This window comes from Mycobacterium sp. NGS64, from assembly GCF_059812245.1.
Genome location: NZ_JCALCI010000004.1, coordinates 590,659 through 609,618, shown reverse-complemented (window position 1 = coordinate 609,618; position 18,960 = coordinate 590,659). Strand labels below are relative to the sequence as shown.

Here is an 18,960-nt window from a genome sequence, read left to right as displayed (position 1 = left end):
CCGCCGGATGCGGCGTGTGCCGAGCGCCCTTGCCGAGTCACAGAAGTTGCTGCACGAATCGGTCTCGTGGATTTTTCGACCAGCTCCAACAAGCTTCGTGCTGCTCTCCGACCCAGGAATGTCGCTCGTGAGTATGGCCAACTCCGGCAGGATTTCAAAACGTCCGATGCTCCCGGCTGCTAAAAGAGGAACGGCGTCGACCTCTAAACCCGAGTGAAAATGGTCCGCCGCCCATGGCGCGACTGTACTCGGCAACCTATCGGTGGTGGTCAAGCCGGGTTAGACGCCCGCCCGGCGCCAACCGTCGGCGGCCCGGGCGGCCCGAATCAGCAGGTCGCACAGCTCACGAAGCTCGGCCGGGGCGGCCCCCTCGTCGAGCGCCGTGGCGACGTCCTCCGCCGCGCAACGCACCTGGTAGACGCGATCCGACAGGTCGGCGGCGTCCTCGGCGGACAGCACCACCGCGTCGGCCGGCACGGCTCCCGCATCACCCCTATTCAAAGAGGCGCGCTGCTCGTAGGCGCGTTGCCGGCAGGACTGCCGGCAGTACTGGCGGCGGCGGCCCATCCCGGCGTCCGTCACGTCGCGACCGCACCACCGGCACGGGTGGGGGCGGGCGCGGCGGGTCACGCCTGCCGAGGATAGTCGGCCGTCGTCGGCGATCCCGTATCATCGAAGGTCGCGTCGCGTATGCCGCGTGTCGGCCTGGGAACTACGCGGGCCGTCATTACGTTTGCTAAACGGAAATTGCACCACAGCCCACAGGATCTAAAGGAGTAGCAGCCATGGCCGATCGCGTCCTGAGAGGCAGTCGCCTTGGAGCCGTGAGCTACGAGACCGACCGCAACCACGACCTCGCGCCGCGCCAGATCGCGCGGTACCGCACCGAGAACGGCGAGGAGTTCGAGGTTCCCTTCGCCGACGACGCCGACATCCCCGGCACCTGGCTGTGCCGCAACGGCATGGAAGGCACCCTCATCGAGGGCGACCTGCCCGAGCCGAAGAAGGTCAAGCCGCCGCGCACGCACTGGGACATGCTGCTGGAGCGCCGCTCGGTCGAAGAGCTGGAAGAGCTGCTCAAGGAGCGCCTCGAGCTGATCCGGTCGCGCCGCCGCGGCTAACCGCGGTTGTCGGCGCGGATCGCGCGGGGATGGGTGGTTCGCCCCTCGATGCCCCACCGGGTGACCTTGACCAGCGCCTCGCGGATGTTCGATCCGCTCATCTTGGAAACGCCGAGTTCGCGCTCGGTGAAGGTGATCGGCACCTCGGCGATGACGAACCCGTTGCAGACCGTGCGCCAGGTCAAGTCGATCTGGAAGCAGTAGCCCTTGGAGTCCACGCCGTCCAGGCCGATCGTTTCGAGGACTTCGCGGCGGTAGGCGCGGTAGCCGGCGGTGATGTCATGCACGCCGATGCCGAGGGCGACCCGCGCGTAGGTGTTCGCCGTCCAGGACAGCGCCCAGCGCCGCCACGGCCAGTTCCGCACCGCTCCGCCCTCGACGTAGCGTGAGCCGATCGCCAGATCGGCGCCGGCGTCGACCGCGTCCAGCAGCAGGTGCAGCTGTTCGGGCGCGTGGCTGCCGTCGGCGTCCATCTCGACGAGCACCGCGTAGTCCCGGCTCAGACCCCAGGCGAAACCCGCCAGGTAGGCCGCGCCCAGGCCGTCCTTGGCGGTGCGGTGCATGACGTGGACGCGGTCGGGGTCGGCCGCCGCGAGGTCGTCGGCAAGCTGGCCGGTGCCGTCGGGGCTGTTGTCGTCGACGATCAGCAGGTGCACGTTCGGGCACGCCGCCTTCAACCGCCGCTGGATCACCGGGAGGTTCTCCCGTTCGTTGAACGTCGGGATGATCACCAGGACGCGCTCGCTGGGACGGTTGCCCGGGACCCGGGGCGCCGGCTGGCCGGTGGTCATGTAGCTCCTCTGTCTCGCCCGAAATCAGGTAGGCCGCCATCCTCGGGCGGATTGTCGTCATCGCCCGCGTCCGGCGCAGTGCCTTGCGCTCTCTCCGCGTCGCCCTCGTCGGGCGGGGGTCCGCCCGGGGGCGTACCGGCGTCTTCCGATTCACCGCGAGGCCTGGACCTCCGACGAATCGGACGCGCGAACCATCCATTGTGCCGTATCCCGACCAGAATGACCGCTCCGGCCGCTACGACCAAAACCCACTGCACTATCGGGCCCCACCGGGTCGCCGGCGTCAGCTTTGTCTTCAGGCGCACCTGTATGTCCAGGTAGGCAGGCTCGAAGAAGTCGGTGCGGACCAGCTCGGCGCCGTCCGGGGCGATCACCGCGCTGATCCCGGTGGTCCCGGCGACCACGACGTAGCGGTCGTGCTCCACCGCCCGGACCTTGGCGAACGCCAGCTGCTGTTCGCTCATCGTCTTGTTGAAGGTCGCGTTGTTGGCCGGGACCGCCAGCAGTTGGGCACCGTTCAGCACGGCCTTGCGCGGGGCCCGGTCAAAGATGACTTCCCAGCACGTGGACACCCCGACCGGCACCCCGGCGATGTGCACCACGCCGCTGCTTCGGCCGGGCACCATGTGACCGGCCCGGTCGGCATAGCCGGAGAGGTGCTTGAACAGCCACGGCATCGGCAGGTACTCCCCGAACGGCTGCACGATTTCCTTGTCGTGGCGGTCGGCCGGCCCGCTGACCGGGTTCCACACGATCACCGTGTTGGTGTACTGCGCGTTGTCCGGCGGGCGGCCGGGCACGTCGAGCACGGTGCCGACCAGTATCGGCGCGCCGATCGCCGCGACGGCCCGCGCGACTTGCTCGGCGGCGTCGGGGTTGGCCAGCGGGTCGATGTCCGAGGAATCCTCCGGCCAGATGACGAACTGCGGTTGCGGGGCCAGGCCGGCGCGCACATCCTCGGCCAGCTGCTGGGTCTCGCGCACGTGGTTGTCCAGCACCGCTCGGCGTTGCGCGTTGAAGTCCAAACCCAGCCGGGGCACGTTGCCCTGCACCACGGCGACCGTGACCGAGGGTTCGCCGCCCGCGCCAGCGCCGGCGTGCCGCACCTGCGGCCAGATGATGACGGCGGCGAACAACACCAGGCAGATGCAGACGCCCGGCAGCACGACGGCAGGCGGCGGCGCGGGCTCTTTCGCGGCTGCTGCGCCGTCCGGGTGGCCGGTTTTCCACCACTTGACGATCTCCAGCGCGATCGCGGTCGCGCTGAATCCCACCAGCACGACCGCCAAGGACAGCAGCGCGACCCCGCCGAGCTGGACCAGCGGCAGCAACGGGCCCTGCGCTTGGCCGAACGCGACCACGCCCCAGGGAAAGCCGCCGAACGGGAAGATCGACTTCAGCCACTCCTGGGCCGCCCACACCAGCGCGAACCAGATCGGCCAGCCCGGCAGTCGTCGCACGATGACGGCGCACAGGCCGAACAGTGCGGGAAACAGCGCGCAGACGGCGGCCAGCACCAGCCACGGCACGGCGCCCACCAACGTGCTGATCCACGGCAACAGCGGCACATAGAAGGCCAGCCCGAACAGGAACCCATACCCCAAACCGCCCGCCGGCGTCGTGGCCGGGTGCCGCAGCACCCAGGCCAGCAGCGCGGCGGCGACGACGGCCGCCCACCACCAGTTCACGGCGGGGAAGCTGGCGAACAGCAGCAAGCCACCCGCGAGGGCGAGCGCCAGCCGCGGCAGGCGGGGTCGCAGCGCGGCCCACACGCCGGGGAGCTTTGCGATCACCGCCGCGCCAAGCCACGCCGCCCTCCCCTTTCGGGTGGCCGTGCCCGCAGCGTCGGGCGATTCGGGTTCGGGTTCGGGTTCGTCGGTCGTGGCCGGTTCGATCTCGGCGGCGTCTTCATCCCGCTCCGATTCGGCCTCGTCGCTGATCGGGTCCTGGTCGGGAGGCTGGTAGCCGCCGAACCACTCCCTAGCCATGGATGACAGCGCCTCGATGCACCGTCCGGCGGCAACGCGGCAGCGCGTCGGTGGGGCCCAGGCGCGGCAACGCCGGCACCCGGGAGCGGGGATCGGTAGACCAGCGCTGGACGGCGTCGCGGGGTGCGTGGACGTCGAGGGCCCCGGCGTCCCACACGGCGTAGGACGCGGGCGCACCGGGCACGAGCGTTCCCGCCAGGCCGTCGCGCGTGCCGCTCGCCCGCCAGCCGCCGCGGGTGGCGGCCGCGAACGCGGCCCGCGCCGACACCGCGCTGCCCGGGGTGCGGTGATTGACCGCCGCCCGCACGCTCGCCCACGGGTCGATGCCCGTGACGGGGGCGTCGGAACCGAGCGCGAGGGGCACGCCTTGGGATGCTAACAGCGCAAGGGGGTTGAGCCGGCTGCCTCGTTCGGCGCCCAGCCGCCGGGCGTACATGCCGTCGGCGCCACCCCACAGCGCGTCGAAATTGGGCTGCACGCTGGCGATGACGCCCCACGCGCCGAGTTTGGCGGCCTGCTCGGCGGTGATCATCTCCAGGTGTTCGAGGCGGTGCCCGCAGCGGGCGACGGCGGCCACCCCGAGGTCGGCGACGACCCGTTCCAACGCCGCGACCGCCGCCGAGACGGCGGCATCGCCGATGACGTGGAAACCGGCCGTCACCCCCGCCTCGGTGCACGCCCGCAGATGGGCCTCGATGGCGTCGGGGTCCAGGTAGCAGGTGCCGTGGCGGTCCGGGGCGTCGGTGTAGGGCTCGTGCAACCAGGCGGTGCGCGACCCCAGTGCGCCGTCGACGAACAGGTCACCGGCCAGCCCGCGGGCGCCGGTCTCGTCCCGCAGCGCCCGCGCCTCGGCGGCCGTGGTCACCGCCTGGCCCCAGTAGCCGACGATCTCGACGCCGCCGTCGAGGTCACGCATGCCCAGCCAGTCGTCGAGGCCGCCGATCTGGGGACCCGCGCATTCGTGCACCGCGACGATGCCGGCCGCGGCGACGGCCCGCAGCGCTTCCGTGCGGGCCTCGGTCAGCTGCTGGGGCGTCAGCAGGTCGCGGGCAACGGCGCGGACCAGGTGGTGCGCGTCACCTACCAGCGGGCGCTCCGGGTCGAAGCCGGTCGCCGCGGGGAGATCCGCGACGTGACGCCGCAGCGCGGTGGAGGCCAGCGCGGAGTGGACGTCAATGCGGGTCAGGTAGGCGGGCCGGTCACCGAGGACGGCGTCCAGATCGGCGGTGCTCGGCGGCGCGTTCTCCGGCCACGACGATTCGTCCCAGCCATGGCCCCACACCGGCCGGCCCGGGTGGGCGGCCGCGTAGTCGGCGACCATCTGCAGGCACTGGTCGCGCGACTCGGCGGGTTGCAGGTTCAGGCCGCTGAGCGTCAGGCCGGTCGCGGTGAGGTGGATATGGCTGTCCACGAACGCCGGCGCCACGAAGCCGCCGTCCAGGTCCGCGATGTCGGCGCCCGGGAACTGGCTGCGGCCGACGTCGTCGCTGCCCAGCCAGGCGATGACGTCGCCGCGGACCGCCATGGCGGTGGCGTCCGGGTGGGTCGGGCTGTGGACCCTCCCGTTGACCAGCAGCGTGATGTCGTCGGTCACAGGCCAAAACTACGTGTGGCTGTGCCGAGGGCAATCAATCCCAGCGCGGCGACGATGCGCGCCGCGCAGCGGCGGGCTGAGGAGCCGGGCAAATTAGTCCCACGCGGGGTTTCCGGGATATCCGCCGCGCGTCTCACTGGGCAGGGCCGGCGCGCGGAAGTCCCGCACGTCAACGACCTCGCCGTCGATGTAGTCGCGCTGGGTATCGCGGGCGTCGGTTCCGAACAGCGTCGCGTCGGTGATCAGCGGCGCCCGCCGCCGCAGGCCGCGCATGCCCAGCGCGGTCAGTCCCGGCCCGGCGACCTTCCGTATCGGCGGCACCAGCAACAGCAGCCCGACGGCAGTAGTGACCAGGCCGGGGACCAGGACCAAGGCGATGGCCAGCGTGACCAGCGCCCCGTCGCTCGCCGCGGTGCGCGGCTCGGTCAGCCCGGATCGCAATTGCCCGATTTGTCGGATGAGCTGTGATCCCGCCATCGGGGCCAGCACGACCCACCCGAGCATGAAGGTGGCCAGCAGCGCGAGCAGCGTCCAGCCCCACCCGACCGACGAGACCAGCGCGATGACCGTCGCGAGCTCGACGACGGCGTAGATCAGAAACAGCCGCGACATCATGTGAGGCCAACGTCCGCGGCCCACCGGGGAGTTCCCCTGGTGGCGCCCGACACGGCTGCAGTTAGATGACGCTATGGGAACGATTCAGATCGACACCCCGGACGGATCGATTGATGCGCTGTTGAACCTTCCCCCGGGCGATGGCCCATGGCCAGGGGTGGTGGTGATCCACGACGCCTTCGGCTACGGCCGGGACAAGCAGGCGACCAACGAGCGCATCGCCCAGGCCGGCTACCTGGCCCTGACGCCGAACCTGTACTCGCGGGGCGGCCGCGTCCGCTGCATCACCAGGGTCATGCGGGACCTGCAGACGAAGCGGGGTCGAGCCGTCGACGACATCCTGGCGGCCCGCGATCATCTCAAGGCAATGCCCGAGTGCTCAGGGCCCGTCGGCATCGCGGGCTTCTGCATGGGCGGGCAATTCGCGATCGTCATGTCGCCCAAGGGTTTCGACGCCTCCGCGCCGTTCTACGGCACTCCCCTGCGCCGCGACCTCGACAAGACCCTGGAGGGGGCGTGCCCGATCGTGGCGAGCTTCGGCAGCCGCGACCCGCTGGGCAGGGGCGCCGCGGACAAGTTTCGCGAGGTGACCGCCGCGAAGCAGATAACTACCGATATCAAGGACTATCCCGGCGTCGGGCACAGCTTCGCGAACACGCTGCCCGCCCAGCCGCTGCTTCGCATCGCGGGTTTCGGTTACGACCAGGCCGCCACCGACGACGCGTGGAGCCGCGTCTTCGCCTTCTTCGGCGAGCACCTGAAGGCGGGCTGAAACACGTTGGGTCACTTCAGCTTCTGCGACAGCACGGTCGCGAACGTGTGCGTGTCGCCGGGCCAGCGCGCCGATACGTAGCGGCCGTCGTCGACGACGAAGGCGGGCCGCGAATCGGTGGCGGTGTCACGCACCACGCCCGATGACTTCAGCCACCGGTGCGGCGTTCCGCTGCCGACGTCTTGGAAGTCCGACGGATCCTTAAGCGCGCGAGTGACTTCCGACTGCACCGACATGTACCCGACGGGCTGACCGGGCTCCTCGGTGTAGGTTCGGTAGTAGTGGCGATCCCGCCATCGAGTCAGCCGCGTGAGCCGCCAGGCCAGGCCTTCCATCGCCCACGTCAGCGCGGTGGTCTTGCGTCCGTAGAGCACCGAGCGCCCCGTGGCGGGATCGATGCTGCGGGCGGCGAGCAGCACGCCGTGACAAATCGCGGCGACGATCAGCCCTCGCGCGAAGGCGTCCACGACGAGCCGCTGCAGGATGTTGCTGTCGATGTAACTGCGCATGCCCCGGGCGCGATGGCCGCCGGGCAGCAGCAGCGCGTCGATGCCGTCGAGGCCGGCTTGTGACCAGGTGACCGGGCGCTGGAATTCCGACGAGCGCAGCATGTCCCGGTACGCCTCGCGGCCGTCTTTGTTGGCCCGCAGCATCAGCCCGACGACCGGGAGGCTGCCCAGCACCGGCAGCGCCGACCAGATGTCCAACCCGCGGCCGGTGACCATGATGTCGTCGGCGACGCCGGGCGCGCCGCTTTCGGTGGCGAACACCACCCGGTGTCCGTTGTCGGTGAGGACCCGCCAGCTGACCGCGACCTCGGTGGGGTCGAAGTCGCGGTCCGGGATCGGGATGAGGACGGTCCCCATTTGCCTTAAGCTGGCGCCACTTTCAGCTCGAGGCCGACGTTGTTGTCCATGCCGCCGCGCAGCTTGCTGAAGAAGTTGAAGACCTTGCCGACGATGCCGTACCGCTTGCCGATGGCGTCGTAGACGGCGGCGGTCTGCGACTTGTCGAGGATCGCCGCGGTGCCCTCGACCGCCTCGCTGGTCGGCCGGCCCTGCATGGTGCAGGTGGCCAGCGTGACCCGCGGGGTGTTGCGGATCCGCTTGACCTTCCACGACTTTTCCTGGGTGATGACCAGCAGCCGGTCGCCGCGCTGCTCGTCCAAAGCGGCCCAGACTGGCACCGGCTTGGGCCGGCCGTCCTTGGTGAAGGTGGTCAGCAGGAGGTATTGCGCCTTGGCGAGATCGGCGAAAGTGGGCGTCACGGGTGTCAACTTACCCCGCGAGCAGACGCAGAGTCGTACGCGAACAGCGCTTTTTGTGCGATTCCGCGTCTGGTGGCCGGGCAGGGCCCGGCGAACACCGCTGGAGGATCAGCCCTCCAGGTCGCCCTCGGTTTCCAGCAGCGCCTGGCGCAGCCCGTCGAGGGTTTCCGGCTGCGGTGCCGCCCACATGCCGCGGCCGGCGGCCTCGAGCAGCCGCTCGGCCATGCCGTGCAGCGCCCACGGGTTGGATTCGGCCATGAACTTGCGGTTTTCGGGGTCCAGCACGTAGCGCTCGGTCAGTTGCTCGTACATCCAGTCGGCCATGACGCCCGCGGTGGCGTCATAGCCGAACAGGTAGTCCACCGTCGCCGCCATCTCGAACGCGCCCTTGTACCCGTGCCGGCGCATCGCCGCTATCCAGCGCGGGTTGACCACCCGGGCACGGAAGACCCGGGTGGTCTCCTCCGACAGGGTCCGGGTGCGGATCGCGTCGGGGCGGGTGTTGTCGCCGATGTAGGCGGCGGGCGCCTGCCCGGTCAGCGCGCGCACCGTCGCGACCATGCCGCCGTGGTACTGGAAGTAGTCGTCGGAGTCGGCGATGTCGTGCTCGCGGGTGTCGGTGTTCTTGGCGGCCACCGCGATGCGCCGGTACTGGCGGTTCATGTCGTCGGTTGCCGGGCGACCGTCCAGGCCGCGCCCGTAGGCGAACCCGCCCCACGCGGTGTACACCTGCGCGAGGTCGGCGTCGTCGCGCCAGTTGCAGCTGTCGATCAGCTGCAGCAGCCCGGCGCCGTAGGTTCCCGGCTTGGATCCGAATATCCGTGTGGTGGAACGGCGTTGGTCACCGTGCTGGGCGAGGTCGGCCTGGGCGTGGGCGCGCACGTAGTTGTCCGCGGCGGCCTCGTCGAGATCGGCGACCAATTGCACCGCGTCGTCGAGCATGGTCACGACGTGCGGGAAGGCGTCCCGGAAGAAGCCCGAAATCCGCACGGTCACGTCGATGCGGGGGCGGCCCAGTTCGGCCAGCGGAATGGGGGTCAGGCCCACGACCCGCCGCGAGGCGTCATCCCAGACCGGTCGAACACCGAGCAGCGCAAGGACTTCGGCGATGTCGTCGCCGGCGGTGCGCATCGCCGACGTGCCCCACACCGACAGGCCGACCGACTGCGGCCATTGCCCGTGGTCGGTCCGGTACCGGGCCAGCAGCGAATCCGCCAGCGCCACACCGGCCTCCCACGCCAGCCGGGACGGCACCGCTTTCGGGTCGACCGAGTAGAAGTTGCGACCGGTCGGCAGCACGTTGACCAGGCCGCGCAGCGGCGACCCCGACGGGCCGGAGGGAATGAACCGGCCGTCCAACGCCCTGAGCACCTGGTCGATTTCGGATGACGTGCCGGCCAGCCGGGGCACCACCTCGGTGGCCGCGAACCGTAGCACCGCCGCGACGTCGGCGTCGTCGGTCAGGCGCTCGGCGGCGCCGGGATCCCAGCCGCTGGCCTGCAGCGCCGCGACCAATTCGCGCGCCGCGGCCTCGGTTTGGTCGACCGTGACGCGCTCGTCCGTGCCGTCCTCGGCGAGGCCGAGTGCTTGCCGCAAGCCGGGAATGGCATGCTCGCCACCGAACAGCTGGCGCGCCCGCAGGATGGCCAGCACCAGGTCGAGTTCGGCCTCCCCCGTGGGCTTTTGGCCGAGGATGTGCAGCCCGTCGCGGATCTGGACGTCCTTGATCTCGCACAGCCAGCCGTCGATGTGCAGGATCATCTCATCGAACGAGTCCTCTTCCGGTCGCTCGGTCAATCCCAGATCATGGTCCATCTTGGCGGCCCGGATCAGCGTCCAGATCTGCTGGCGGATGGCGGGCAGCTTGCCGGGATCCAGGGCCGCGACGTTGGCGTGCTCGTCGAGCAGCTGCTCCAAACGCGCTATGTCGCCATAGGTTTCGGCGCGCGCCATCGGCGGGATGAGATGGTCGACGAGCACGGCGTGCGCCCGCCGTTTGGCCTGGGTGCCCTCGCCGGGGTCATTGACGAGGAACGGGTAGATCAGCGGCAGGTTGCCCAGTGCGGCATCGGATCCGCAGGCCGCCGACATGCCGAGGGTCTTGCCCGGCAGCCACTCCAGGTTGCCGTGCTTGCCCAGGTGGACTATCGCGTCGGCGTGGAACCCGGTGTCCAGCCAGCGATACGCGGCCAGGTAGTGGTGGCTCGGCGGCAGGTCCGGGTCGTGGTAGATGGCGACCGGGTTTTCCCCGAATCCGCGGGGCGGCTGCACCATCAGGACGAGGTTGTCCGCTTGGATGGCGGCGATGACGATCTCGCCGTCGGGGTCTGCTGTGCGGTCGACGAAGAGGTCGCCGGGCGGTGGGCCCCAGTGTTCGACCACGGCGTCGGCGAGCTCGGCGGGCAGCGTCGCGAACCACGCGCGATAGTCCTTGGCGGACACCCGAATCGGGTTGCCGGCGAGCTGCCCTTCGGTGAGCCAGTCGGGGTCCTGTCCCCCGCGTTCGATCAGCGCGTGGATCAGGGCGTCGCCGTCGTTGGCCTCGACGCCGGGCAGCTCGCCCACCTGATACCCGCGTTCGCGCATCGCGCGCAGCAGCGCGACCGCGCTGGCCGGGGTGTCGAGCCCGACCGCGTTGCCGATGCGGGCGTGCTTGGTCGGATAGGCCGAAAATACCAGGGCCACACGCTTTTCCGCCGCCGGGACGTGCCGCAGCCGCGCGTGCCGGATGGCCAGGCCCGCGACGCGCGCGCAGCGTTCCGGATCGGCGACGTATGAGATCAGCCCGTCGTCGTCGATCTCCTTGAACGAAAAGGGGACGGTGATGATGCGCCCGTCGAACTCGGGCACCGCGACCTGGCTGGCGACGTCGAGCGGGCTGAGGCCGTCGTCGTTGTCGCGCCATTGGTCGCGGGGGCTGGTCAGGCACAAGCCCTGCAGGATCGGGATATCCAGCGCGGCAAGGTGTTCTACGTTCCAGCTGTCATCGGAACCACCAGCCGCCGCTTCGGCGGGCCTCAGTCCGCCGGCCGCCAGCACGGTGACCACCATTGCGTCGGCGTCGCCCAGCCGTTGCAGCAGTTCGGGTTCGGCGGTGCGCAGCGAGGCGCAGTAGACGGGCAGCGCTCGGCCGCCGGCGTCTTCGATGGCCCGGCATAGGGATTCGATGTAGGCGGTGTTGCCGGCCAGCTGCTGCGCGCGGTAGTAGAGCACCGCGATGGTGGGGCCGTCGCCGTTGGCGGCGTCCGGGCGCGGCAGCTCTCCCCAGGTCGGCGTCACCACCGGCGGGGTGAATCCGAAGCCGGTCATCAGCACCGTGTCGGAGAGGAAGGCGTGCAACTGGCGCAGGTTCTCCACGCCGCCGTGGGCCAAATAGATGTGCGCCTGCACCGCGATGCCGGCCGCCAGCGTGGACAGTCCGGTCAGCTCGGCGTCGGCGGCCTGCTCGCCGCTGACGAGTACCGTCGGGACGCCGCTGGCGATCACCGCGTCGATGCCGTCCTGCCAGGCGCGGTAGCCGCCGAGGATGCGGACCACCACGATGTCGGCGTCGGCCAGCAGGTCCGGCAGTTCTGTGTCCAAGAGCCGCGACGGGTTGGCCCACCGATAATTCTTGCCGCTGGACCGGGCGCTGATCAGGTCCGTGTCGGACGTCGACAGCAGCAGGATCCTCGGCTCAGCCACCCGTCATTCGTACCGCAGCGTCGCCGCGATGCGCGCGGCGACCTCGTCGGCCACCTCGAGCGCCCGTCCGCCCGTCGCGGGAACGTAACGATCCGCGACGGAGTCGTAGTCGGCGCCGGCGATCGAGCCGTGATCGGCCGCCAGCTCCACCAGCTCCACCGGCCAACCGGCCTGCTGCAGGTCGGCGGCGAACGCCCTGCTCGCCGCCACCGGCACCGCGTCGTCGGCGAGCCCGTGCAGCAGCGTGAACGGCGAGGGGGCGCGGTCGGGCGACAGCATGTCCGTCGGTGGGCGGCCGGAGATCGGGTCTGGAGCCATGAAGGCCCCGGCCAGGCAGACCGTATGGGCGAGGGCGACGTCGAAGCGCGCCGCGTCGAGCGTCAGGCCGGCGGCGGCGCAACCCCCCAACGACCACCCGACCAGGACCAGCGGGCCGTCGGCGCGGTCGCGGGCGAACTCGAGCGACCGCAACAGGTCCGCGCGGCCGCCGTCGTCGGCGTGGGAGTTCCAATCCGGCGCCACCACCGCGGCGCCGCGTTCGGCGAGCAGGCCGGCAAGCGGCCCGACGGCGGCGCGGGCGTCGGTCTGCATGCCGTGCCACAGCAGGATCGCGGGTTGCGCCGAATCGCCGTAGACGTCGGCGAAACGTCCCGGGGCGTACTCCACCGTCCTCACGGGCAACAGAGTGCCCACACCAGCCCGCGCCGAACCTGCGCAACGGAGGCTTGGAGTCGTACCGTGGGCGGATGGTCCGAGCGCGCGACACCGACGCCTGCCCGGGTGCGCTGCAGGTGCATCAGGCGGCCGACGGCCCGCTGGTGCGGGTGCGCTTGCCCGGCGGCCGGATCAGCGCCGCCCAGCTGGCGACGCTGGCGGGCCTTTCCAGTCAGCATGGTTCGGGAACGCTCGAGCTGACCGCAAGGGGCAATGTGCAGCTGCGCGCGGTCACCGACGTGGCGGCCGTCGCCGAGGCGCTCGCGCAGGCCGGGTTGCTGCCGTCGCCGACGCATGAGCGGGCGCGCAACATCGTCGCGTCGCCGCTGACCGGCCGGGTGGGCGGGCTCGCCGACGTCAGTGGGTGGGTGAGCGAGCTGGACGCGGCGATTTGCGCCGAGCCCAGGCTCGCGGACTTGGGCGGCCGGTTCTGGTTCAGCGTCGATGACGGCCGCGCCGACGTGTCCGGGCTGGGCGCCGACGTCGGCGTGCATGCCCTGGACGACGGCGTCGCGCTTGTGTTGGCCGGGCGGGACACCGGCGTCCGGCTGGCCGTGGCCGACGTGGCGCAGTCGCTGGTCGCGCTCGCGCTGCGGTTCATCGAGGTACGCGGGAAGGCTTGGCGCGTAGGCGAATTGGCTGACGCTGCGGCGCTATGGCCCGGCGCCGAACTCGGTGCGGCGTTTCCGGCCGTCACCAAACCCCAGGTGGGCTGGATCGGCCAGGATGATGGCCGGGTGGCGCTGGGCGCCGCGGTGCCGCTGGGCGTGCTGCCCGCCCGGGTCGCGGAGTACCTGGCCGCCATCGAGGCGCCGCTGGTGGTCACGCCGTGGCGATCGGTGCTGGTGTGCGATCTCAAAGAGGAGGTGGCCGACGTCGCGCTGCGCGTGCTGGCGCCGCTGGGCCTGGTTTTCGACGAGCACTCCCCCTGGCTGACGGTCAGCGCCTGCACCGGCAGCCCCGGCTGCCAGCACGCGGCGGCCGACGTGCGGGCCGACGCCACGATGTCGCTGGAACCGGATTCCCCGGTTCACCGCCACTTCGTGGGCTGCGAGCGCGCGTGCGGCAGCCCGCCCGCCGGGCAGGTTCTGGTCGCGAGCGGACAGGGCTATCGGCTGCTGCGCGACCAGCCCTTAAGGTGAGCGGGTGCTCGACTACATCCGCGACGCGGCGGAGATCTATCGCCAGTCGTTCGCGGCCATCCGCGCCGAAGCCGACCTGACGAGATTTCCGGACGACGTCGCGCGGGTGGTGGTCCGGTTGATTCACACCTGCGGCCAGATCGATGTCGCCGACCACGTCGCCTACACCGACGACGTGGTCGCGCGGGCGGGTGAAGCGCTGCGCGGCGGCGCGCCGGTGTTGTGCGATTCGTCGATGGTGGCCGCCGGGATCACCACCGCGCGGCTGCCCGCGGGCAACGAGGTCGTGTCGCTGGTGGCCGATCCGCGCGCCCCCGAGCTAGCCGCGCGCCGGCAGACCACCCGTTCGGCGGCCGCCGTGGAGCTGTGGGCGGGGCGGCTGGCCGGCGCGGTGCTCGCGATCGGTAACGCCCCCACCGCGCTGTTCCGGCTGCTGGAGCTGATCGACGAGGGCGCCTCCCCGCCGGCTGCGGTGCTCGGCGGACCGGTCGGATTCGTCGGTTCCGCGCAGTCCAAGCAGGAGCTCATCGAGCGGCCGCGGGGCATGTCGTATCTGGTGGTGCGGGGACGTCGCGGGGGCAGCGCGATGGCCGCGGCCGCCGTCAACGCGATCGCGAGCGACATCGAATGAGCGCCCGCGGCACCCTATGGGGAGTCGGGTTGGGGCCCGGCGATCCGGAGTTGGTGACGGTGAAGGCCGCCCGGGTGATCGGCGAGGCCGACGTCGTGGCCTACCACAGCGCCCGGCACGGCCGCAGCATCGCCCGCGGAATCGCCGAGCCGTATCTGCGGCCCGGGCAGATCGAGGAGCACCTGATCTACCCGGTGACCACCGAGGCGACCGACCATCCGGGCGGCTACGCCGGTGCGATCGAAGACTTCTATGCTGACTCGACCCGGCGCATCGCCGCGCACCTGGACGCCGGTCGCGACGTGGCGCTGCTCGCCGAGGGCGACCCGCTGTTCTACAGCTCGTACATGCATTTGCACACCCGGCTGACGCAGCGGTTCGACGCCGTCATCGTGCCGGGTGTGACGTCGGTGAGCGCCGCCTCGGCGGCCATCGCGACCCCGCTGGTGGCCGGCGACGAGGTGCTGTCGGTGCTTCCCGGCACCCTGCCGGTGGCCGAGCTGACCCGGCGCCTTGCCGACGCCGACGCCGCGGTGGTGCTCAAGCTGGGTCGTTCGTATCACGCTGTGCGGGAAGCGCTTTCGGCGTCCGGACAGCTTGACGACGCGTTCTACGTCGAGCGGGCCAGCACGTCGGGACAGCGGATACTGCCCGCCGCGGAGGTCGACGAGGCCGGCGTGCCCTACTTTTCGTTGGCCATGCTCCCCGGCGGCCGCCGGCGCGAAACGCTTTCGGGCACAGTCGCGGTCGTGGGCCTGGGGCCCGGTGACCTCGACTGGATGACGCCGCAGAGCCGCCGGGAACTGGCCGCCGCGACCGACCTGATCGGCTATGCCGGCTACCTGGACCGCGTGCCGGTCCGCGACGGCCAGCGGCGCCATCCCAGCGACAACACCGACGAACCGGCGCGGGCTCGGCTGGCCTGCGCGCTGGCCGAACAAGGCCACGCCGTCGCCGTGGTGTCGTCGGGCGACCCGGGCGTGTTCGCGATGGCGACCGCGGTGCTGGAGGAAGCCAAACAGTGGCCGGGAGTGCGGATCCGGGTCATCCCGGCGATGACGGCAGCGCAGGCCGTCGCCAGCCGGGTCGGCGCTCCGTTGGGTCATGACTACGCCGTGATCTCGTTGTCGGACCGGCTCAAACCGTGGGCCGTGATTTCCGAGCGACTGGCCGCCGCCGCGGCCGCCGATCTGGTGCTGGCCATTTACAACCCGGCATCCAAGGCGCGGACCTGGCAGGTCGGCGCGATGCGCGACGTGCTGATGGCCCACCGCGAACCCGGCACGCCGGTGGTTATCGGCCGTAACGTGTCCGGGCCCGACGAAGACGTCCGCGTGGTGCGACTGGCCGATCTCGATCCCGCCGACGTCGACATGCGCTGCCTGCTGATCGTCGGCTCGTCGCAAACACAGTGGCACTCAGACGATTTCGGCGACCGAGTGTTCACGCCTCGGCGGTATCCGGGGTGACCGCTCACTCGTACGGCGGATAGGGGCTGCGCCGCAGCGCACCGGCCAGGTGCACCGCATTGCGGGCCGCGGATTCGGTGGTCGTCGCGACGGCTTGCGGCACGTCGTCGAGGTCGCTGAAATCCCCGCCCTGCATTGCCTCGCCGTTCCAGTACGTGCAGCCCTGCGCCGGAATCGAGAATCCGATGTCGTTGAGGGCTTGGAATAGGTCAGCGACGATCTTGTGAGCGCCGTCCTCGTTGCCCACGACCGCGGCCAGTGCGACCTTGCCAACCATCCTGGGCCGGCCGGCGTCGTCCTTTTCGGAGATCTCGGCATCCAGTCGCTCCAGGACCCGCTGGGCGACGCTGGACATGTGACCCACCCACGTCGGCGTGGAGAGCACGACGATGTCCGAGGCTTGGACCTTTTCGAGCAGCTGCGGCCACTCGTCACCCGGCCCCATGTCGGATTCCGTTCCCGGCAAGAGGTTCAAGTCGACGCAGCGGACCTTCTCGCCTTCGGCGCCGGCTTTGCGCAGCTGCTCGAGCACCTGGTCGGCCATTAGCTCGCTACTCGAGGTTGCGGGACTCTTCTTCAACGTGCAGATCAACGCAACGGCGCGCAGCCGTTGCTGTGTTGCCGTAGTCATGGTGGCCCAAGTACCCGCGTGTCGCGGCGGCAAACGATCCAGGACTGGGTCCATACGTCGGCCAACCGCCGAACCGCGCTCCGCGGACCGCAAATACAGACCTGCACAGTGCATTTCCCGGCTAGCCATGTGACGCCAGCCGAAGGCGATTGCGGTCAGTCAGACATATCGGGCTAGTGGACGCCCCAGCTGCGGGGCAGCATCGGCAATGCCGGGCCGTCGTCGTCCCCTGGACCGGCAATCGTCGCCAACCCGCCGGGCCGGGGCGCGCTGGATTTGGCTGCGGCCCCCGCGAATCCAACCCGTTGTGCGCCCTGTTCCGAGGCGCGGGTGGGGTGGGCGTCCGCCTCGCCAAAGCCGCGGTCCGCGTCCTGCTCTGCGTCCATGAATTCGTAGCGGTACGCGCGGTCAGCGGATCTTGCGCCGCGGCGCCGGCGAGCACGGGCCCGTTTCGCGTCGGCCGCCGCGACCACGCCCGGCGCCTCGACGTCGTCGGGTGCGGGTTCCTCGGCTTTACGACGAGTGCGGCTGGTGGCGCTGCCGCGTGCCGACAACCCGGAAAGGCCGACGGCGTAGAGGACGTCGGACAGGCTTGCGCCGATGCCCGTCGTCGCCGACGGACCGAACCCCACCCCCGGCCCGCCACCGGCCGGTCCCCCGCCGATGGCGGAGCTTGGGCTCGGCGCCGCGTGCCCGGGCACGGTGGCGGCGCTGCTCACGCTGGCCGGGCCGGCGGCGGGCGCGGGGGCGGGCATCGCGCCTACCGGCGCCGGCGCTGCCACGGCGGCCGGCACCGCGGTGGCCACCGACACCGGGACCGCGATGCCGGTCGCGGCCGCGGCCCCCGCCGCCACCCCCGCGGCACCGGCGGCCGGAATCGCGACCAGCGCGGGGGCGAGCGAAATGGCTAGCTGGATCGCCTGCTGCCCGAAGGGCCAGAAGATCATCAACGTGTGGAAGGTGGCCCACGCGAGGGCGCTGGCGAGGGCCGGGGACATTCCGGGGATCTGCATCAGCGCCGAGCTGAGCCCGTTGGCGAATGGGACGGCGGGAATGGGCCAGCCCGCGGGGTTGAGATCCTTGGACACCGGCCACGCGAAATTCTTGGTGTACTGCTGGATGAGCGCGGCGAGCTGATCCTGCCACGATGGGGCGGTGCCGGCCGCCGCCGCTGCGCTTGTCTCCCCGCCCGTCACGACGATCTGCGGCGCCGGCGTGGCCGTCGGGACCGCCGCCAGGGCCGACTCGGAGACGGCTTGATACGCGGTCATGGTCTCGGCGGCCTGCAGCCACATGCGGACGTAATCGGCTTCGTTGACCGCGATGGGGATGGTGTTGATGCCGAAAAAATTGGTTGCCACGAGCGCCGCGTGCGTGGCGTGGTTTGCGGCGAGTTCGGCGAGCGTCGGCATGGTGGCCAGTGCGGTGGCGTAGGCGGCCGCCGCCGTTCGGTGCGACGACGCGGCGACCGCGCTGCGGGAGGCGGTCTCGAGTAACCAGCTCAGATACGGCGCGTGGGCGGCCACGTACCGTTCGGCGCTGGGACCATCCCATGCGCCCTGGACGGCGCCCAGCACCCCGATGAGTTCGTCTGCCGCGGCGGCATATTCGGCGCCCATCGCCGACCACGCCTGCGCAGCAGCGAGCAGCGGCCCGGAACCCGAGCCGCTGCTGAGCAATGTGGAGTGCACCTCGGGCGGAAAGGCGATCCAGATCGGGGCGGTCATCTTCGGGGGCCTTCGGGCAGGAACACGAATACCTCTTCGCTGGGCGTTGTCACGGACGGGCTTGCCTTCAGTGGTCGGTTTGCCGGACGGTTTGGTTCCCGTCGGCCGCAGTTCGACGCCTTTGCGCGGTGACCGAGCATGCGCAACGATGCAGGGATGCGGTGTGACGTTGCGCGTGAGGCGCTTTCTGCGCGACTTGACGGCGAGCGTCCGCAGGTGCTCGCGCAACAGGTCGATGCCCACCTGGAATCGTGTCGGGGTTGCCGCACCTGGCTGATCGGCGCGGCGGTGCAGACGCGCCGGCTGTCCTCCATTGAACCGGGCGAAGGACCGGACCTGGTCGACAAGATCATGGCGAAACTCGATCAGCAGTCGCCCGCCTATCACCGCTCGGTGCGCTGGTTGCGGTCGCGCTACCGGCGTTGGGGGCTGATCGGTGTCGGCCTGTTCCAGGTGGCGATCGCGGCCGCCCAGATCAGTGGCATCGATTTCGGCATGGTGTCGAGCCACATGCACGGCGCGATGTCCGGCGAGCACCTGATGCACGAGTCCACCGCGTGGTTGCTGGCGTTGGGTCTGGCCATGATTGCAGCGGGCGTTTGGCCCGCCACCGCGATTGGGGTGGCCGCGATTACCGGTGTGTATTCCGTCGCGCTGTTGAGCTACGTCGTCGTCGACGCCTTCGCCGGCGAGGTGACCGCGACACGCATCGCGAGCCACATGCCCCTGCTGTTGGGGCTGGCGTTCGCGTTCCTGGTGGCGCGCGAACATGTGCGGACCCGGGGGCGGGGCACCTCCGGCAAGGACGGCGACT

Annotated in this window: 14 protein-coding genes and 2 pseudogenes; 6 read left to right on the top strand and 10 right to left on the bottom strand. The window is 70.7% G+C overall.

Annotation, left to right across the window (positions count from 1 at the left end; all coding sequences use genetic code 11):
• Positions 1–279 precede the first annotated feature (279 nt).
• Positions 280–630: a hypothetical protein gene (locus AC5Y4S_RS20825; protein ID WP_500034498.1), complete on the bottom strand. Its 351-nt coding sequence runs from the start codon at positions 628–630 to the stop codon at positions 280–282.
• Between the two features lie 155 nt (positions 631–785).
• On the opposite strand from AC5Y4S_RS20825, the gene rbpA reads away from it, so the two are divergent.
• Positions 786–1,121: an RNA polymerase-binding protein RbpA gene (gene rbpA / locus AC5Y4S_RS20820; RefSeq protein ID WP_067015244.1), complete on the top strand. Its 336-nt coding sequence runs from the start codon at positions 786–788 to the stop codon at positions 1,119–1,121.
• Here the strand turns inward: rbpA and lnt are convergent.
• The 3 genes and pseudogenes from lnt to AC5Y4S_RS20805 form a co-directional block, all read right to left on the bottom strand.
• Positions 1,118–3,900 (bottom strand): annotated as a pseudogene (gene lnt, locus AC5Y4S_RS20815) (apolipoprotein N-acyltransferase). The gene rbpA and the pseudogene lnt overlap by 4 nt on opposite strands.
• A complete protein-coding gene (locus AC5Y4S_RS20810; protein WP_500034649.1) occupies positions 3,893–5,425 on the bottom strand; it encodes an amidohydrolase in 1,533 nt (510 codons plus the stop codon). The pseudogene lnt and the gene AC5Y4S_RS20810 overlap by 8 nt, the downstream one beginning before the upstream one ends.
• A gap of 162 nt (positions 5,426–5,587) precedes the next feature.
• Complete coding sequence (locus AC5Y4S_RS20805) at positions 5,588–6,109, bottom strand: FxsA family protein (protein ID WP_500034497.1); 522 nt, start codon at positions 6,107–6,109, stop codon at positions 5,588–5,590.
• 73 nt (positions 6,110–6,182) lie between these two features.
• Between AC5Y4S_RS20805 and AC5Y4S_RS20800 the strand changes: the two genes are divergently transcribed.
• Positions 6,183–6,881: a dienelactone hydrolase family protein gene (locus tag AC5Y4S_RS20800; RefSeq protein WP_500034496.1), complete on the top strand. Its 699-nt coding sequence runs from the start codon at positions 6,183–6,185 to the stop codon at positions 6,879–6,881.
• An 11-nt stretch (positions 6,882–6,892) separates the two neighbouring features.
• Here AC5Y4S_RS20800 and AC5Y4S_RS20795 read toward each other — a convergent pair whose 3' ends face one another.
• From AC5Y4S_RS20795 to AC5Y4S_RS20780, 4 genes are all read right to left on the bottom strand, one after another.
• Positions 6,893–7,747 (bottom strand): type 1 glutamine amidotransferase domain-containing protein, encoded by an 855-nt coding sequence (locus AC5Y4S_RS20795; protein WP_500034495.1) that lies wholly within the window; start codon positions 7,745–7,747, stop codon positions 6,893–6,895.
• Between the two features lie 5 nt (positions 7,748–7,752).
• Complete coding sequence (locus AC5Y4S_RS20790) at positions 7,753–8,148, bottom strand: PPOX class F420-dependent oxidoreductase (protein WP_500034494.1); 396 nt, start codon at positions 8,146–8,148, stop codon at positions 7,753–7,755.
• Between the two features lie 108 nt (positions 8,149–8,256).
• Positions 8,257–11,832: a cobaltochelatase subunit CobN gene (cobN, locus tag AC5Y4S_RS20785; protein ID WP_500034493.1), complete on the bottom strand. Its 3,576-nt coding sequence runs from the start codon at positions 11,830–11,832 to the stop codon at positions 8,257–8,259.
• A gap of 3 nt (positions 11,833–11,835) precedes the next feature.
• A complete protein-coding gene (locus AC5Y4S_RS20780) occupies positions 11,836–12,507 on the bottom strand; it encodes an alpha/beta hydrolase (RefSeq protein ID WP_500034492.1) in 672 nt (223 codons plus the stop codon).
• A 71-nt stretch (positions 12,508–12,578) separates the two neighbouring features.
• Here AC5Y4S_RS20780 and cobG point away from each other — a divergent pair, with 71 nt between their 5' ends.
• The 3 genes from cobG to AC5Y4S_RS20765 are packed head-to-tail and all read left to right on the top strand — an operon-like array spanning position 12,579 to position 15,788.
• A complete protein-coding gene (cobG, locus tag AC5Y4S_RS20775) occupies positions 12,579–13,688 on the top strand; it encodes a precorrin-3B synthase (RefSeq protein ID WP_500034491.1) in 1,110 nt (369 codons plus the stop codon).
• 4 nt (positions 13,689–13,692) lie between these two features.
• Complete coding sequence (locus AC5Y4S_RS20770) at positions 13,693–14,319, top strand: precorrin-8X methylmutase (protein WP_500034490.1); 627 nt, start codon at positions 13,693–13,695, stop codon at positions 14,317–14,319.
• The gene (locus tag AC5Y4S_RS20765; RefSeq protein WP_500034489.1) at positions 14,316–15,788 is read left to right on the top strand and encodes a precorrin-2 C(20)-methyltransferase; all 1,473 of its coding nucleotides are present in this window, start codon (positions 14,316–14,318) and stop codon (positions 15,786–15,788) included. The genes AC5Y4S_RS20770 and AC5Y4S_RS20765 overlap by 4 nt, the downstream gene beginning before the upstream one ends.
• A 4-nt stretch (positions 15,789–15,792) precedes the next feature.
• Here AC5Y4S_RS20765 and AC5Y4S_RS20760 read toward each other — a convergent pair whose 3' ends face one another.
• Together AC5Y4S_RS20760 and AC5Y4S_RS20755 are read right to left on the bottom strand one after the other, a co-directional pair.
• The gene (locus AC5Y4S_RS20760) at positions 15,793–16,419 is read right to left on the bottom strand and encodes a flavodoxin family protein (RefSeq protein ID WP_500034488.1); all 627 of its coding nucleotides are present in this window, start codon (positions 16,417–16,419) and stop codon (positions 15,793–15,795) included.
• Between the two features lie 173 nt (positions 16,420–16,592).
• The gene (locus AC5Y4S_RS20755; protein ID WP_500034487.1) at positions 16,593–18,146 is read right to left on the bottom strand and encodes a PPE family protein; all 1,554 of its coding nucleotides are present in this window, start codon (positions 18,144–18,146) and stop codon (positions 16,593–16,595) included.
• 138 nt (positions 18,147–18,284) lie between these two features.
• On the opposite strand from AC5Y4S_RS20755, the pseudogene AC5Y4S_RS20750 reads away from it, so the two are divergent.
• Positions 18,285–18,917: pseudogene (locus AC5Y4S_RS20750) on the top strand (DUF2275 domain-containing protein); the annotation flags it as partial.
• Positions 18,918–18,960: the final 43 nt, after the last annotated feature.

Bases quoted from the DNA above. Each gene is read 5' to 3' on its own strand.
- rbpA (WP_067015244.1), top strand. From the start codon at position 786: ATGGCCGATCGCGTCCTGAGAGGCAGTCGCCTTGGAGCCGTGAGCTAC.
- AC5Y4S_RS20810 (WP_500034649.1), bottom strand. From the start codon at position 5,425: ATGGCGGTCCGCGGCGACGTCATCGCCTGGCTGGGCAGCGACGACGTC.
- AC5Y4S_RS20805 (WP_500034497.1), bottom strand. From the start codon at position 6,109: ATGATGTCGCGGCTGTTTCTGATCTACGCCGTCGTCGAGCTCGCGACG.
- AC5Y4S_RS20800 (WP_500034496.1), top strand. From the start codon at position 6,183: ATGGGAACGATTCAGATCGACACCCCGGACGGATCGATTGATGCGCTG.
- AC5Y4S_RS20795 (WP_500034495.1), bottom strand. From the start codon at position 7,747: ATGGGGACCGTCCTCATCCCGATCCCGGACCGCGACTTCGACCCCACC.
- cobG (WP_500034491.1), top strand. From the start codon at position 12,579: ATGGTCCGAGCGCGCGACACCGACGCCTGCCCGGGTGCGCTGCAGGTG.
- AC5Y4S_RS20765 (WP_500034489.1), top strand. From the start codon at position 14,316: ATGAGCGCCCGCGGCACCCTATGGGGAGTCGGGTTGGGGCCCGGCGAT.
- AC5Y4S_RS20760 (WP_500034488.1), bottom strand. From the start codon at position 16,419: ATGACTACGGCAACACAGCAACGGCTGCGCGCCGTTGCGTTGATCTGC.
- AC5Y4S_RS20755 (WP_500034487.1), bottom strand. From the start codon at position 18,146: ATGACCGCCCCGATCTGGATCGCCTTTCCGCCCGAGGTGCACTCCACA.